Origin of the sequence: Streptomyces sp. NPDC048506, assembly GCF_040651315.1 — a bacterium.
In the GTDB taxonomy this organism is placed as follows: domain Bacteria; phylum Actinomycetota; class Actinomycetes; order Streptomycetales; family Streptomycetaceae; genus Streptomyces.
Genome location: NZ_JBEZIX010000003.1, coordinates 1 through 17,043, shown reverse-complemented (window position 1 = coordinate 17,043; position 17,043 = coordinate 1). Strand labels below are relative to the sequence as shown.

Annotated in this window: 8 protein-coding genes and 1 pseudogene; 6 read left to right on the top strand and 3 right to left on the bottom strand. The window is 68.0% G+C overall.

All coding sequences use genetic code 11. The features are described from left to right. Position 1 precedes the first annotated feature (1 nt). The 5 genes and pseudogenes from AB0C96_RS02730 to AB0C96_RS02710 all read left to right on the top strand — a co-directional run bounded on the left by AB0C96_RS02730 (position 2) and on the right by AB0C96_RS02710 (position 11,106). Positions 2–2,266, top strand: a complete 2,265-nt coding sequence (locus tag AB0C96_RS02730; RefSeq protein ID WP_362912942.1) for a hypothetical protein — start codon at positions 2–4, stop codon at positions 2,264–2,266. A gap of 8 nt (positions 2,267–2,274) precedes the next feature. Beyond that, positions 2,275–8,103: a hypothetical protein gene (locus tag AB0C96_RS02725; protein ID WP_362912940.1), complete on the top strand. Its 5,829-nt coding sequence runs from the start codon at positions 2,275–2,277 to the stop codon at positions 8,101–8,103. A 226-nt stretch (positions 8,104–8,329) separates the two neighbouring features. Beyond that, positions 8,330–9,070 carry a transposase family protein gene (locus AB0C96_RS02720; protein WP_362912938.1) on the top strand — a complete coding sequence of 247 codons (741 nt, stop codon included), beginning with the start codon at positions 8,330–8,332 and terminating at the stop codon, positions 9,068–9,070. An 18-nt stretch (positions 9,071–9,088) separates the two neighbouring features. Then, positions 9,089–9,613, top strand: a pseudogene (locus AB0C96_RS02715) (ISAs1 family transposase); the annotation flags it as partial. Positions 9,614–10,719: 1,106 nt separating this feature from the next. Next, on the top strand, positions 10,720–11,106 hold the full coding sequence (locus AB0C96_RS02710) for a hypothetical protein (protein WP_362912936.1): 387 nt from the start codon (positions 10,720–10,722) through the stop codon (positions 11,104–11,106). A gap of 61 nt (positions 11,107–11,167) precedes the next feature. On the opposite strand, the gene AB0C96_RS02705 is transcribed toward AB0C96_RS02710, so the two are convergent. Next, positions 11,168–13,579: a protein kinase gene (locus AB0C96_RS02705; protein WP_362912934.1), complete on the bottom strand. Its 2,412-nt coding sequence runs from the start codon at positions 13,577–13,579 to the stop codon at positions 11,168–11,170. 12 nt (positions 13,580–13,591) lie between these two features. Further along, positions 13,592–14,380 (bottom strand): SAVMC3_10250 family protein, encoded by a 789-nt coding sequence (locus AB0C96_RS02700; protein WP_362912932.1) that lies wholly within the window; start codon positions 14,378–14,380, stop codon positions 13,592–13,594. A 104-nt stretch (positions 14,381–14,484) separates the two neighbouring features. On the opposite strand from AB0C96_RS02700, the gene AB0C96_RS02695 reads away from it, so the two are divergent. Then, complete coding sequence (locus AB0C96_RS02695; RefSeq protein WP_362912930.1) at positions 14,485–16,824, top strand: serine/threonine-protein kinase; 2,340 nt, start codon at positions 14,485–14,487, stop codon at positions 16,822–16,824. A gap of 2 nt (positions 16,825–16,826) precedes the next feature. Here AB0C96_RS02695 and AB0C96_RS02690 read toward each other — a convergent pair. Further along, positions 16,827–17,043 (bottom strand): hypothetical protein (locus AB0C96_RS02690; protein WP_362912928.1); only part of this gene is annotated, 217 nt, incomplete at its 5' end.

Genomic DNA, 17,043 nt, shown 5'->3' with positions numbered 1-17,043 from the left:
CATGCCACCCCGGACAGATTCGCCCGCGTGGGCCCCCTTCGACGACGAGCCGCTGTTCGTATCGGAGTTGCTCCTCGGCGCGGACCAGTTGGAGGCCGCAGTCGCGGATCGTATGGGCCGCTATCTGCGCCAGGTCACCGTCGCACGCGGTGGTGTCCTGCACGTCGCCGGTGCCTGGAACGCGCTGCACTTCGGCTTCGACCTCGCCCTCGGCGCCTACCACTCGGCGCTGCTGGACCCGGAGCACTTCCATGCGGTCCTCCCCGCCGCGGATCCGGGCCGGGTCGCGGTTCCGGTCGGCGCGTTCCTCCGCATCGAGCGCGGCACCCGCTGGCTGTGGGCGGAGGCCGTGGGGAAGTTCGGCGCGTCCCAGGACTGTGACGACGACGGCTGGATCCCCGCCTCCAGGTCAGGCGACCGTGCCGGTTCCCCCCGGACGGACGGCCTCTGGGAGCGCGAGGAGACCGTGATCGTGGACACCGGCGCCTTCGGCCCGCCCTCCGCGATCGAGGTCAAGGAGACCGCCAGACTGCGCCGGTCCGGGCTTCTGGACGCGCGCGGGCACCTCACATCGACCGCCCTGTACGCCACACCGGACCTTCCCCTACTCGACGACGCGGCCTTCTACCAGCGGTATCTCCTCACCGAGGCGCGTCCCCTGCTGGCCACCGGTCCGCTCGCCGGGCTCTTGGACGACCCGCACGACACCGACCTGCTGGCCCAGGCTCTGGCCGCGAGCTTCGACACCGTCGGTGACCTGCTCCGCCGTGCCCCCGGCCTGCGTACCTGGGGACCGTACGCCGTCGCCGAGACGGACACAGCCGGCCTGCCCGAGTCCGCGGTCGGCGAGGTCGTGCACCGGGTCCACCGGGCTCGCACCGGTCCGCCGCGCTACACCGCGACCTGGCCTCTGCTGTGTGCCGCCTGCGAAGCGGCCGGACCAGGCGACCTCACCGAGGGTCCGAAGGCGCTGGCTTCCCTGGCGGTCGTCAACCTCGCGCTCGCCGACCGCGCGACCGAGCCGACGGCGCAGGTCGACCTGCGTATCGACGATATGTGGCAGCAAGGCGGCATCTGGCGCGCCCAGCAGCCCCCGCTGCCCTGGTATGTCCAGGGCGCCGACCCGCTGGCGCCGCTGGGGATCGGCCACGGCGAACACACCGGTTCGCTCTCCGGCGCGTCACCGTCCCCGCAGGTGCCCCCACCCCAAGAAGCGCCTGCTGAAGAGTCTTTCGCCGCGCCGCAGGACATCGCGCCTCCTCCCCTCCCGGAGGAGTCCGGACCCGACGAACCCATGCCGGTCATCGAGCACCTCGACGACAGCATCACCGTCTACACCTGCTGCCTGCAACCGCGGCACATCGACCACGACACGCTCCCGCTTCCGGCGTCCGTGCGCGAGGGCTTGGCGGACGGCCCCGTCGTCCTCGAACTCCATCACGACGGGGACCCGGACGACACGCACGGTGCACAGGAACTTGTCCTCACGCAAGCGGCGTTGACCGGAGTGAGCTGGCCGTGGTCGTTCTACCCCGGCATCAGACTGACCGTCACCGTGCCACGCGGCGGCCGTCGTCTGCACGCCGTCACGACCCTGCTGGACGAGCCGCTCCACTTCGACGGCAACGGCCCGTTCCTCTGGGACTGCGACACCGATGTACTGCGGCGCCATCTCGGCCTCACCGCGCCCGAGCCGAAACCGCAACCTCCGGCTCCCCGGCGGATAGCACATACCGGCTATGCCCCCGCGGTCGGCAGTCTCTGTTCCCTCATCGTCGCCGGGCTCCGCCGGCACGGCGTACCAGGCATGTTCGAGGCCCGCTCGATGCAGGGGCACCGGCTCAGTGCCGCGCTGTTCGGGCCCGGCCCCGTATCGCCCCGGCTGATGTGGACGGTCATTCACACCTGTGAGGACTTGGCCGCCCGAGGGCTCCTGGAGCGCGAGAGCGTCGCGGGCGAACCGGACCTCTTCATCTGGTGGCCCGACGACAAGGCGCCCACAGCCCCGAAGGGCCAGGTCACCTTCGAACCCCAAGAACTGCGAAATCATGTAAAAGCACACTACGTACCACCTGATCGCCGTAAGCTTCCCCCGGGTCAGCAGGCAAGTGACCATGCACGGGCCGCCTATGCGCGGTGGCGTATCGACATGCTCGGCCCGGAAGCCGACACGACCCTCCCCCACGGCTACACCTTTGTCCGCGGTCACCGTCGCGGTGACGAACAACCTCCCGCCTGGCATGACGACTTGACCGGATGCTCTTGAGGTCCATCATGACGCGACACCCATCCAACGCACCTCAGCTGCCTGGGCCGCCGGCCGACCTGGCCGAGAAGCTTCGCCAGGCCGTCGGGCAACTGGGCACCCCTGTCGGGGACGTGCTCGCCGCACTCGACGCCACCGTCCTGCTCCAGTTGTTGCAACGCGTCCGCAACCGTGACCGCGTGGCGATGCTGCAGAACCTGCGTGTGCCGTCCGCCAGGCTCAGCCTGCGGGCCGCCGAGCAGTGTCTGGCCACCCTGCGCAAACGCAACGCCGAGATACAGCTGCGGGCCGCGGGCACGATCTCCCAGCCCACGCTCAGAGCGCTTGCCGACGCCCTTCACGACCACCACTGCCACGGCGGCCACCAGCACCTCGACGATGCCGTCGCCGCGTTCTCCGAGTCCCGCCCGGAACTGATGCTGGCCGCCTTTTCGGCTCCGCTCTTCTCGCCCGGCCACACCGCCCTCTTGCGGCACGCCTTACAACGGTTCCCCATGCCGGCGTGGCCGAAGGAGGACGTGCAGAACGTCATCGACGCGTGCTCCGCCTTGGAGAACGCCTGGCTTCCTCTCATGCCGCCCGCCCAGAACGTCGGCAGCACAGAGGCGGTGTCGCCGCCTCCCGACGATGCCGGACTCACCTCCCGACCGTCATCCGCGGGGTCGCAGCCGGAGCCCACCGATTGGAGCAGCCGGGCCGAGAACCTGAATTCGCTGCTCGTCTCGGCGCGGTCCGCCGCAGCGCACATCACCGCGCATCTGGCCTCGGAGCAGGCGCCCACCCGCGAGGCCATCGTCACGCTCACCGCTTTGCGGACAGCCGCACTGGCCCTGCACGAAGATCTCAGCGCCCGAACCTCCGTCGCAGTGCCGCCCGATCCGGCCGATGTCCGGGCGTTGTGCGCCGCCGCGAGTACTGTCGCGGCCGAGCAGTCCGATCAGGCACGGAATCGTGCGGCGATGCTGCGTGTCGCCGCCCTCCAGGGCTCCTCGGGCAGCACGCCCCTGGAGGCCATCCGGGAGCAGGCGCTGCGTCTGCTCGACGCCCCTCCGGCCGATACGGAACATCTGCGGCTGCTTGTCGCACTTGCCGACGCCCACACCAGCGACGACGACTCCGCCGTGGACGATCTCCTCGTCCTCCTCAAGGAGGCTCCCCAGGACGTCAACAGCGTCGCCGCGCTGATCCTGCGAGGGAAGGTGACCGCGCCGGCTACCCCGGCGGGCGACATCACGGAGTCGACTGACGGCCTGCCGACGCCGCAGGAGACCTCTTCGCCCGCGGCTCCCGCCCCCGAACCCGAAGCGGAGGAGCCATCCGACGGGCCGCCCGCTCCCGTGACGGCTCCCACGCCCGTAGCCGCTCCTCCCGCCTTGCCCGCTGACGCGCACACCGTGCCTCCGGCGGAGGAAGTGACGGACAGCCAAAAGCCGGAGGCCCTTGCACCGCCCGTCCCCCAGCCTGAGCCGCCGGCGCTTGCTCCCGCCGACACCGCCCTGATCACGCGTCTGATCTCGGCAGGCGAACTCGCACTGGCCGGCCACGCGGCACGCGCCATCGGCCGTTTCTCCCTCCAACAGGCGCTGGAGACCCTTCACTTGGCGCACTGCGTCCGTTCGGAGACAGGTCCGTGCGCCGTCGCCGTACGCGAACGCGTCGACTGGGAAAGCAGCCGGCCCAGCGCGACCGGTCAGGACGAGCGCATCATGCTGCTCGCCGCCGCCCTGCGAGCCGCCCTGCTCACCGCCGACCCCAACGCCGGTGAACTCGTCAACGCCCTGGCAGACGCCTGCTCCGACATGACGCACCTTCAGCAACTGTGCCGTGCCGTGGGAACCGCCTCCGCACGGGGCCAACTCACGGCGGCAGGGGGCCTCAACGTCCTCGAAAGCGTCACCGAGGCCGACACCGAGGTCAGCCGTGCCTCGGAGGACGCCCGTCTGCATCTCACCGCACCGCGGCACCTGCACTTCCCTCGCGCGGAGATGATCATCCGCGCCTGGTGGGATGCCGACGGTCTGATCGGCTCGCTGGTCGCGGTGGCAGCTGACGACCGGCGCGACCGCGCCGACCAGGCCGCGGCCCACGTACGCGAACTCACCCCCGCCGCACTGGGCAAGGCCCTCAAGGGCATCGACGACCGGCTCCGCGGCAAAGGCGCCGTGCTGCAGGGCGCCGCCCGTCGCCGCATCCTTCAATACGCGGCGGAGTCACTCGACATCGTCAGCACCTGGGTGCTGGCCACCCGTACCGCGGCCCGTACCCCCGCGCTGAACGGCATTCTCGTCACTCTGCGCAACGATGTCCGCGCGCAGACCGAGGACGCGTGCACCGAGCTGCGCGCGCACGCCGACACGGTCTCCCAGCCGCTCAGTGCCGCCATCACCGAGACGGTCCTGGACAGTGTCCGGACCACGATCCGGCTGCTGGACGGCGCCACCCTGCCCGGGGCGGAACCGGCGCCGGACCACGCGCTCAACGCAGACCTGCTGCGCTGCTCCGGACTCCCGCTGACCAGGACACTGGAACCGGCGCGCGCGGTGTCCCTGGACGACATTGAGCGCGCCCAGAGCTGCACCTGGGCACAGGCGGCGCGGGAACAGGCGGCCGCCGGAAACTTCGCGGCGGCACGTGCCGCGGTGGAGGTCGCTGAGAGCGAGTCCGAGAAGGACGACAACTCCCTTCGGGACGCCGTCGAGCAGTCCCGCGGCCATGCGCTGACCGCAGCACGCGCCGAGATCGACAAGGTCCGGGGCAAAGTGGCGACCGCTACCCGACAAGGCCGCCTCCCCGAACCCGGGCGCTCTGACATCACGACACGGGTCGAGGCCGCCGAAGCCGACCTGGCCGGCGACGACTTCAGCGCCGTGCACCGGCAGCTCACTTCCGTCAACGAACTCATGCCCCAGCTGGCCGACCTGGCCAGAGCCGACCTCATGCAACGCGCCAAGGGCGAGATCAACAACGCGCCGGGCGGCGTCCCCGACGACGTGATGACGAAGATCACGCAGCTCGTCGACGCAGGCGACTTGGCAACGGCGGAGGACTACCTGCTCACCGCGCTCGCCGGGGAACACCCGCCCACCTCGGCGCCCGAGAACGACCTCGAAGGGTTCTTCCACTCGGTGCCCGACAGCCTCCCCGAGGGCATCACCCCCGCCCTTGTCGACGCCGTCGGCAGCGGCGGTACACACTCCGGTCTGGACTTCTCCCAACTGCGTACCCGCGAGCGCAACACCACCACCGAGACGCTGCGTTCCTGGGCCCATCTCCTCAAGAACTGGCGCACCTTCAAAAACGGCAACAACCTGCTCCGCGGCGCACTGCGCATCGCGGGCATCGAGTACGGCAAGGAACACCCGGTCGGCCCGCACGCCCCCAACCGGAAGTGGAGCGAACTGACCGACGTCCAGCTGCTGGGCGGCTGCCGGCTCCCGGCCTTCGGCTCCGAAGCGGGCGGCCGACTGCGCGTGCTGCTGACCCCCGACGTATCGGACGTGACCACCCTGACCGCCTGGGCGGACCAAGACACCAGCACTCTCCCCGTCCTCGTCGTCGTCCTGGGCACGCTGCCCGCGGCCTCCCGACGTCAGCTCGCCCTACAGACCGCCAAACAGCCCATGAAGCCCCTGCTGTGCCTGGACGCCGCATCCCTGGCCTACTTGGCATCCAAGGCCAGCAACCGGTTCACCACCACGGAGCGCATCCTCGCGCCGTTCGCCGCCACCAACCCCTACCGGCCCGACGCGAACGAATCCGTCCCCAGCGAGATGTTCTACGGGCGCCAGCAAGAGCTCAACGACATCACCTCCATGACAGGCGCCCAGCTGCTGTACGGGGGACGTCAGCTCGGCAAGTCGGCGCTCCTGCGCGCCGCCGCGCGTCGTTTCGAGACGACGAAGGATCATGTCGCTCTCTATATCCCGCTGCCCACCACCCTCGGGCTCGGTCAGAAGACCGACGAACTGTGGGACATGATCGGCCGCGAACTCGACCGCAAGGACGTCGTCCCGGCCCGGCAGACCCGGCGCGGCACCGCGCAACAGCGTGTCACAGCCGCCATCACCACCTGGCTCGACGACGACGCCGCCCGCCGTCTCCTCGTGCTGTTCGACGAGTGCGACATCTTCTTCGATGCCGAAGCCCAGGACAACTTCCCCCAGACGACTCGTCTGCGTGAACTCATGAGCACCACCAACCGCAGGTTCAAGCCCGTCTTCGCCGGCCTCCACCAGGTGCAGCGCTTCTCCGGGCTTCCCAACCAGCCCCTCTACGACGCCCACTTCGGCAAGCCCGTCGTCATCGGGCCGCTGGCGCCGGCACCGGCCTTCCGGCTCGTCCGGCAGCCTCTGGAGGCCCTAGGGACTCGGATCCCCGACGAGCTCATCCACCGGATCCTCGCTTACTGCAACTACCACCCCAAGCTGCTCCAGCTCGCAGGGCAGGCGCTTGTGCAGGCGTCCCTCAACACTCGCGTCGGCACGCCCCCTGCTCCCGGCACGCCACCGTGGCGGGTCGACAACGCCGTCCTCGAACGCGTCATCGGGTCGCAGGAACTCACCGACCGTACGCGCAACACCATCAATCTGACCCTTGAGCTGGATCCCCGCTACAAGCTCATCGCGCTCGTTGTGGCCCTCGAAGCCCACGCAGGCGGGGTCGACTGCCGGATAACTACCCGAGCGCTGAGCAGGGCGTGCGACGACTGGTGGCCGCAGGGGTTCACCGGCCAGGGGCCCGACGAGTTCCGTGCGCTGCTGGAGGAAATGACCGGCCTGGGCATTCTGGCCAGCGACTCGCAGGGATGGAGGCTGCGCTCGTCCAATGTCCTTCGCCTCCTCGGCAACCAGCATGCCATTGAGGAGGCACTGGAAAACCACGACACCTCCAAGCCGCTGACCAAGCTGACCGCGGCTCAGGCGCGGCGGCCCATCGCCGCCGACAACCGCATCAGCCCGCTCACCGAACAGCAGCTCGCCCGCCTCACCACCCCGGGAAACGAGTTGCGGATCGTCATCGGAAGTGCCGCCACCGGCCTGGGCAGCGTCGCCAACGTCCTGGACGACCAGCAAAAGAGAGCCCCCTCCAAACTGGACCCGATCGTCTGTTCCACATCACCGTCCCATTACAAGGAGCTGCTAAGCACGGGCAAGCCCGGTCCACTGCACCGCATCGTGGTGGTGAAGCTCAGCCGTTTCAACGACATCGACAAGGCCCGGGCCAGCCTCCGGCAGGCGGAGACGATCCAGCCGCCCGCAGGTGTCACCCGGACCGTCGTCGCCCTCGCCGACGCGTGCAAGGCCGAACATCTCGCCCTCGCTACGGAATTCGATCCCGACAACGCCCTGATCCCGTTGCGCCGGGTCACTCTTGAGGGAATCAGTAGTTGGGCCACCGACGTGGAGGCGCTCGCGCCCTTCGCCGAGACGGAAGCCCGTAACCGGCTCATGGAAACCACCGGGGGCTGGCCGATCCTCCTGGACGAAGCACTCGTACAGGCCCGTCAGGGTCGCCGCGTTCTCACGATCTGCAAGAACATCGACGAGGAAGTCACCTCTGGGGCGCTCGGCACCGCCCTGCTGGACGGCCTCGGGCTCACGGCATCCCCTGACATGCGCACGCTCCTGACTGACCTCGCCGCCCTTGATGAACCGCTCCCATGGGACGACCTGGTGGAACTTCTCCAGGACTCCCACCCCGCACCGCAACAGGCCCTGGAAAGGCTGCGCATGCTCGACGCCCTCGCCCAGGACGAAAAGCAGCTCCACATGCTGGACCCGACCGTCCGCCGCGCATGGCCGCCGCAACCGAGCGGTTGGAGCCCCACACCCGCGTGAGCCTGCTACCCGTGCCCTGTCACCGTGTCACCGCAGTGTCAGGCACCTACACCGGCTCGGCTTGACGAACCAAACACGTCCCGTTGACTGCCACCAACTGCCTACCCAAGGCCCCGGGGAGAGTCGCGTTCGCCCGGTTTGATCACGTAGTAGGCCCGGGACGCAGTGCGGGCACAGCTCTTGTGGATCATGGAGTTCTCTACGCTCCCAGATCTGCAAGGTCGCCGTGCCCGCTGCTCCATCTTTCCTCACTGCCCCCGCGCCGGTTGCGGCGCCCTTGCCCCTCGATCCGGCGGCCGTCGTGCCGCCCGGACTCCTTGATGCCCTGGCCCAGGTGCCCGACCCGAGTGACCGCCGGGGACGACGCTTCCAACTGGTCACGCTGCTGGCCGTCGGCGTCTGCGCGATGACCTGCGCCGGACACAACTCCCTTGTCTCCCCTGCCGAATGGGCCAGGCGCTGCGAGCAGGAGGTCCGGGCCCGGCTCGGCTGCCCCTACGACCCGTTCACCGGGCGCTACCGCGCTCCGGGCGAGCGCACCCTGCGCGACACGTTCGCCCGCGTTGATCCCGCGGCCCTGACGGCGGCCGGCTTCGCCCGCCTGTCCCAGCTGACGTCCCCGCCCCTGACGCCGTTGGCTCCGGACGGCTCCGTCGAGCGGGAACAACGACGCGCCCACCGTCGCGCCCGGCGCGAAGACACCAAGCGGGAGGTGCCCCGCAGGCGTGCGTTCGCCGTCGACGGCAAGTGCCTGCGCGGGGCGGTGCGCGCCGACGACTCGAAGGTGTTCGTGCTCAGCGCCGTGTGCCACGACGACGCGCTGTCCGCCGCCTTGCGCGAGATCGGCGCCAAGACCAACGAGATCCCGGAGTTCGCCCCGCTGCTCGACCAGATCTCCGACACCGACCTGACCGACACGGTGATCACCGTCGATGCCCTGCACGCGCAGAGTGCGCACGCCCGCTAGCTCGTCGAACGACGAGGCGCTCACTACCTGCTGTCCGTGAAGCACAACCAGCCCACGCTCGCCCGGCAGTTGGCACAGCTGCCGTGGCGTGACATTCCGGTCCAAGACCGCTCCCGCGATCGCGGCCACGGACGTGAGGTGGTACGCGAGGTCAAGGTCGCCTCCGCCGACAACCTGCTCTTCCCGCACGCCAAGCAGGTCGTGCGCATCCACCGCAAACGCCGCCGCCTCGGCACGAAGAAGTGGAGCACCGAGGCCGTCTACGCCGTCACCGACCTGGCCGCCTACCAGGCCGACCCCGCCGAGATCGCCACCTGGGCCCGCGGCCACTGGATGATCGAATCCACCGTGCACTGGTCCAAGGACGTCGTCTTCGGCGAGGACTTGAGCCAGGTCCGACGCCACCACACCCCCGCGGTCATGAGGGTCTTTCGCGACCTCGCCCGCGCAGGGCTCCACCGCGCCGGCTGGATCAACATCGCCAGCGGCCGACGCGCTCACACCCGACCCGAAGCCGTCCTCACCCTGCACGGCGTCCCGTGATCAAACCGGGCGAACGCGACTCTCCCCGGGGTCTTGAGGTGAATGGACGGTGGGACCAGCTGATTTGTATCGGTTTTCGTTTACGCGAGGTCGCCAACCGGGTCCGCGGCTGGTGTCTCGCGGACTCTGGGGCAGGATGCCGCTGACAGCGGCTCGCTGCGGATGCAGTGCCCGGTCGATCATGTCGAACCAGTCGGTTCCGGCGAGCCAGTGTTTGCTGCTCAGATGCGCGTTTCAGTCCAGCAGCGCGGTCCAGGACCGTACTTGCTCGACTGCTGTGAGCGGTCGCGAATTTGGTTCAGGCCGCGATTCCGGATGCTGTTGGTGATCTTCATTCGCCCCGGTGAAGTCCCGCCGTGAAGGCTGCCGTTGGGCAGGACTTCGTGCTCCGCTGAACGAGGCGGGGTGTTTCGAGCGGTCGGAGGTGTGACCGCAATGTCCATGGGGTCGGGTTCCGGACTGGTGATTCCGCCGTTGGCAGTGCTCCGGAGCGGGGTTCTCGTGTACCCAGCCACAGTCCGGGAGGGGTTCGCGGCGGCGGTGCTGCGGCCGGCCTCCGGGAAGGCGACGGATGAAACGGCTCAGTATTGTGGTCATCTCGCCTACGCAGGAAGAGTTCGGGATGGACGACACATCGCCAAAGGTCCCCCAGGGTGAGGCAGAGCGGCCGACGACTCCCGCGTTGTCGTCGCAGTCTGCGGGTTCCTCGCCGGGCGCACCCTCGTGGTGGCCGGGACTGTCGCAACCGTCGCAGGGCAAAGACCGGCCGGGGGGGGCGGCCGCCCGGCAGGCGCGTCCCTGCCCGCCGCAAGAAGCTGCTGTGGCTGATCGGCGGCAGTGCGGCGACAGTGACCTGCGGGATTGTCGCTGTCCTCGCCCTCAACGGCTCAGGAAGGAGCGACTCGGCCAAGAAGCCCCAGGCGGCCTCCGGGCGGTTCTTCACCGACGCTCCCGATGGATGCTCGCTGATAAGGCCGACCACCATCGACGCATACGCACCCGGGGCCACCTGCACCCCGTCACCGTTCGACAGGCCGATCACACCTGGACTGACCATCAGGATGCCCTCCTGGAGCACCGACGCATTCTCCAGGACGAGCAGAGACGTGAGTATCGATCTCGATCTCCGCATCGGTTCCGGCGTACTGGATACGTACAGCTCAGAAAAGGACAGTTCCGCGCACACCTTCGCGCTCGTGCGGGACAGCTACAGAACGGAAAAGGACGGCATCGCGCGCAAATTTGACGGCGATCACATCACCCTCAAGGCTTCACACCCGCTCACGAAAATTGGGGACGAAGCCTACTTCTACTACGGCATCTCGACTGTTCCGGAAAGCGCGGAGGCCGAAGTCGTCGTCCTCTCCGGCACCGCCGAGTTTACCGTCAGCTACTCCGGAACTCGCGAAGGCACCGGAGCGCCGGTCTCCCAGCGGGAGGCGGAAGCCGCTTCGACGGCAATCGCCCGGGACGTGCTCAAGTCCCTGCGTTGACCGGCGTGACCGGCACGCACGGCTCTTGCGGGACCCGTGAACACGTCAGGGCAGACGCGCATCACAGGACATCGACAGAGGGTGCCACGGGCAGGACGACGAGGACCGTCTGATCCGGTTTGAGCGCCCAGGGAATGCCGATGGCCAGATGCGAGCGCGTGGCCACGGCATACGGCGTCTGCGACTCGTAAGGGTTGTTGAAGGTGTCGGCCTGCGACGTGTTCAGTTCGTATTTCTTGGCAGCATCACCGTTCGCCGCAGCCAGGTTGTACAGCGCGGGCGGCCCCGCCCCCCGTGCCAGGATCGAGACATCCGATCGGGCCGCCGCCAGCAGGCGCACCGAGGAGGCTCCGGCCACGGTCCTCGCCCACCGCTGTTTGCCCGTTGCCATGTCGACCGCGACGACGCCGTCCTGCGTTCGTCCGAGGGAACTGTTCTGGCCTTTCAGCAAGTACAACGTGCTGTCGGCCATGAGGACGTTCACCGGCGGCAGGTCGCCTTTGTAGAGAGCTCCGATGCTGCTGGCGGCAACACCGGTCAGATCCACTGTGCTCGGGGTTCTCGACCCAGCAGCCAAGGTGTAGACCCTGGACGCCGGAGAGCCGCTGCCGCAGCCGATCAAGAGGTAGTCCTCATTCGCCGTCATGAACCCCGAGATGGTGGCACTGGACACGCGGGCACAGCCGTCCAGTGACGCGACTCGTGTGACCGAGGGCGTCGAACCCTCACGGAATGCGAGGAGTTCCCCTTGACCGTCGACGCACTGGCCGAGCGCGTAGACAGTGCCCTTGAGCACCTGCGCCAGGCCGCTCAATGAGCACCCGTCGACCGTTGCGTTGATTCCGGGTTCCGCGGGCCCCGTGGACCAACGCACCTTGCCGGTGTCGACGGCCACGCTGAGCAGATCAGTGCCGCCGGCGAAGGGCGCGCTCACCACTCCATCGCCGATGGAAAGGGATTCGCCGCCGGTCAGGTTCGGGAGTCCTGTCGAGCCGCGGCCTTTCAGAATGATCTCCTTGGTCCAGTTGAGCTCCCCTGAGGACGCGGAGATCGTCTGCAGCCGGTCGCACTCCTCCATGCCGACGGTGTTGTTGAACGTGCCAAAGGTGATGGCGCCGATCCCATCCGACGTGGTGTGGCTCATGTTGCACAGAATTCCGTTGTTCCCAGGCGGCTTCCAGGACCACAACTTCGCTCCGGTATCCGGGTCGTACGCCGTCAGACCGGAAGGAGACCCGAGTACCACGTGCGACGAGGTGCTCCACATGCCCGTGAGAATGTCGGCCTGGCTCACGGTCAAGGACCAAGGGGAGTTCGGCTTGGCGCTGGGGGTGTCCGACTTGCCCGAACCGGAGTCCGAGCCGGACAACGCGTGGGCAAGAAGAATGCCGCCGACGGTCAGCAGGGATACCGCTCCGGCCAGGATCCAGGCCAGGCGGGCGCCCCCGCGCGGCCTCGACGAGGAATCGGGCGGACGAATGCCGTTGCCCGCGGCGCCCTTCCCAGCAGGACTCTCCCCTTGGTCCTCTTGGTCCTCCTCCGGTAGCTGGTGGACAGGGCCTCTGCTGATCAGGTCCGCGCGTCGTTCACGCTCGTCGAGTTCGCCCCGCAGCCGCGGGGTCTGAAGGGCCTGCGGATCGACGGGCGAGAGCTTCTCGAGCAGGTCGGCCACACTCGGACGGCGCGCGGGATCTTTGTCGAGACAAGCTGCGACGACCGGACGGATTGAGCCCGGCAGGCATTCCAGAATCGGCTCCTCGTACACCGCACGGCGCAAGCGAGCCCTGGCATTTCCGGGGCCGAACGGGTCCGATCCCGTAGCAGCGAAAGCGAGTACACAGCCCAGCGAGAACAGATCGCTGGGCTGCCCGACCCGGGATTCCCGGGTGGCGGCGGCCGGCTCGGATGAACGCTCCCGGACGATCTGCTCGGGCGACATGTAGCCCGGCGTGCCGATCATCGCGCCCGTGCGGGTGACGCGCGTCGTGTCCTGCGCCTTGCTGATGCCAAAGTCGATGATCTGCGGTCCCTCTCGTGCCAGCAGCACGTTGGCAGGGTGCAGATCGCGGTGGATGAGTCCGGCCTGGTGAATCGCCGAGAGCGCCTCGGCGAGGCCGGCGCCCAGTGCGCGCAGCTCGGGTTCCTTCATGGGGCCGGACCGGTCGACGAATTCTCCCAAAGAAGGAGCGGGAAAATAGCTGGTGGCCAGCCATGGCTGCTCGGCGCCAAAATCGGCATCGATCACTGGCGTGGTGCAGAACTCGCTGACGCTCCCGGCAGCCGTGACCTCTCGCCGGAATCTCTCTCGGAAGCCGGGGTCCTTCGCGTATTCCCGGTGAATGACCTTCAGGGCGACCAGCCGGAAGCCGGGCGATCTGGCCAGGTAGACCCTGCCCATGCCGCCCTCCCCCAGCACCTGCAGGAGTTGGTAGGGCCCGATCACCGTCGGATCGTCACGGGACAGGGGAATCACAGCGCGCCCGCCTCACGAACCCGTACGGGCATGGCCGCGACGCCAAAGACGGGACCATCGGGACGGAAGGCGTGGAGGCGGATTCTCGACATACAGAGGCGTCGCGACGACGAGGCGTGTCTCACGGCCCGGATGATCGGCAGTGAGCAGCACCCGTGCGTGGCCTCGCATTCGGCCACGTTGCGGGGGTGGCCAGTGTCCGGACAGGGCGTCGAAGGCACTGCACACGACATACACGTCCAGGTCGGTCCCGTCCGGCGGCCGATCGGCCCGGGATGCGGTCTCAGGCCCGTCCTCCTCGTCCCCGGCGGCCCCAAGGTCGGCCAGGTACTGATACATCGCGTCCCGGTCGGACCCGGGACGCGAGGCGGTCACGGTGCGGTGGCGGAAGTGGCCGGCGGTACCGCACAGCAGAAGTCCCGTGGCGCTGCCCGGCCCCTCGGCATCGGCCGACGCCGTCCCGACGAACAACGCGATGCCGTCCGAAGCGGGTTCGGCGGCTTCCGGACCCATGCCCCAGCCCATCGGCAAGTCGAACGAAACCCAGTGGCCCGTCCGGACTCCCGGTGCGGCGAAGTCGACAGGACGGTGGTTCCGCTCGAGGAACCGAATCACCTTGTCGAGCTTGCGGGTCGCATCCGCCAGGCCGTCCGGCGCCGGCGTCGACGACGCGGTGGTCAGTGTGACCGAGAGTCCAGGTACGCCGACGGTCGCGTCAGCACTCGGCGTCCCGATGCCCCGGCCCGAAGCCACGAACATGCGCTGAAGCTTCTGCTCCGACAAGTAGACGAGCTCGCGCACATCGCCCCTCTCTATCAACTACCGCGTGACCAGCAACAGTTGAATAATCATCGCACGGCGGCGATGACTCATCGGGCCGACGGGCGGGATGTTGAGGCGGGGCGATGAGCGAGAGCGGGTTCGGCGAAGAAGAGCCGCTTGCCGAGGGCGATCCGGTACGGGTAGGGCCTTATCTCCTGCTCAACAGGCTCGGAGCGGACGCGGCAGGCCGGGTGTACCTGGCACATTCTCCGGGCGGCCGCCGAGTCGCCGTCAAGGTCGTCGATGCCGAGGTGGCGCGCGATCCCGCATTCCGCGCCAGGCTCCGGCGTGAGGTCGCGGCCGCTCAGCGGGTGAGCGGGGGTTTCGCCGTACCCGTCGTCGGCGCGGACACCGACGCGACGAACCCTTGGGTGGCGGCCAGCCACCTCGCCGGGCCCTCATTGAACGAGTCGATCGCCGCGGAAGGGCCACCGTCGGCCGACTCTGCGCGGCGGCTCGCGGCAGCACTGACCGAGGCGCTTGGCGCTCTGCACCGCGCCCGGGTGATCCACGGCGACCTCAGACCGTCCACCATCCTGGTCGGCAAGGACGGCCCGCGGTTGATCGACTTCGCGGTGCCCCGCGCACTGGCCCCGGACACGGTCCGGCTGACGGCCGAATCCCCGTACACCGCGCCGGAACGGCTGCTGGGCGAGGCCCCGTCCGAGGCATCGGACATCTATGCACTCGGCGCGGTCCTCTACTTCATGGCGACGGGCAGGACTCCGCGCGGCCGGGGCGGGGCGAGCACACTCGGCCACCCCACGGCGCACCCCGAATCCGACCTGAGCCGGCTCGACGACGACCTCCTACGGGATTCGATCTCCGCGTGCCTGGCGACGGATCCAGCGAGACGGCCCACCTCCGAGAGCCTATTGGTGCACCTGCACGGGACCTTGGCCCGACCGCCCGAAGCCCCCGGCCCCGGAGGGCCACCTGCCCGGATTCGCCCATGGCCCAGTCTCCGCCTCCGCCGACCTGCCTCGGCCGTCCACCGCGGGGTCGCGGCGTTGGCCAGCGCGCTCTCCCTGCTGGCAGCGATCTGCATCGGCATTGCCTACGAGCCGGCATACTCCGGCACTCGGAGCAACAGACCGGGCGCTTCATCGTCGCCGGGGGCCTTCTGGTCGTTGACGAAGGGCGCGGCAGGTGACTACGTAGGTCTGTGGACCACACCCTCGAGCGTGGTGCTCGGGACCACGACCGGACTGACGGCGTACGACCCTGCCACCCGGGCGAAGGTCTGGTCCTGGCTGCCCCCCAAAGGCAGCGCACTGTGCACGATGAGCCGTCACAGTTCCGAAGGCATAGGTGCCTTGATCTACGGCACAGACGACCCGGAGTACGGCCCGCAATGCGACCATCTGCAAACGATCTCACTCTCCTCCGGCATCCTGAATTGGGCCAAGGCCGTCACAGGAGTTGCCAGCGGCAAACCTGGCACCTTCGGCGGGGAAAACAACGCTTCCCTCTCCATCGGCGACGGCACAGTAACCGCACCGCTAGAATACAAATTCGACAACAGAACCGACCTTATCAATGTTGCACTGCACGCCGGCACCGTCAACTGGTCGACAGACTATGGCGGTAACCCCATGCCCAACGGGTGCGCACTCACCGGAAAAGCACAAGAATTTCGCGGCACTGTATACACGCTCGGACTATGCGACGACTACACCCGCATCAAACTGCTTGCATTCAAGGGAAGATCCCCTTCTCCGGCTTCTACGGTGGCGAACCTCCCGGGCTGCGACCCGACGGGCGATGAACCAGGTCCGGTCACCGTCAGGTCAACCGCGCAGACCATGGACTTCCTGGTCACGGGTGCCAACCACTTGCTGATCGGCTGCAGTGCGGATCTTAATGGCGACACCCTCTACACCTTGCGGGCCGACTCGGCCAAGCTAGTTCCAGTCATCTCGACCGGCACCTCGAACATGCTCACAGCCGCGAGCTTGAACAGCGAAATTCACATGTTCAAAAACACCCTTTACTTCATGGTGTCCATGGACTCAAAACTGGCCACCGGTGTGGTGGCTGTGAACATGGATACGGGCAAGCAACTGTGGGCGAAGATGCTCCCCAACAGCTATATAGGGCGACTACTGACAGCCGAAGAGTCGGGCGTGAAACTCCTCGCATACGATTCACTGAGTCCGACTGCCCTATGCGCCCTGGCTGCGAAAGACGGCTCGACTAAGATGTGCGACTCACTGAACCCCGCTGACGCCGAAACCTTGGGAAAGGTTGATTATCCAGATCCCCAGACCGTTTCCAGCGACGGCTACCTTGCTTTCGGCTTTCCCAGCACCGACATGACCGAAGATGGCACACCGGTCTTCACCCTCATGCCACCGAATGACACATCCACCCACATAACCACAACGATGGATGCCGTTTCCCCTCTTCACCCGGGTCTGTAAAGCTATTGGGTGATGTCAGGCCGTTCGCGAGCGTGTCTGAAAGATCGTGTAAGTCCGTGATATGACAGGCTGGCCAGGGCCAGGGCCAGGGCCAGGGCCAGGGCCAGGGCCAGGGCCAGGGCCAGGGCCTTTGCCAGCTGGGACGGAACGGGCATGAACGACAAGGAGATGCCGGCTGTCGAGCCGGTCGAGGACAAGCTGGTGGATGAGGTCGTCGAG

What these genes read in the sequence shown, in the direction of transcription:
- AB0C96_RS02695 (WP_362912930.1), top strand. Translation starts at nt 14,485, where the DNA reads ATGAGCGAGAGCGGGTTCGGCGAAGAAGAGCCGCTTGCCGAGGGCGAT.
- AB0C96_RS02730 (WP_362912942.1), top strand. Translation starts at nt 2, where the DNA reads ATGCCACCCCGGACAGATTCGCCCGCGTGGGCCCCCTTCGACGACGAG.
- AB0C96_RS02725 (WP_362912940.1), top strand. Translation starts at nt 2,275, where the DNA reads ATGACGCGACACCCATCCAACGCACCTCAGCTGCCTGGGCCGCCGGCC.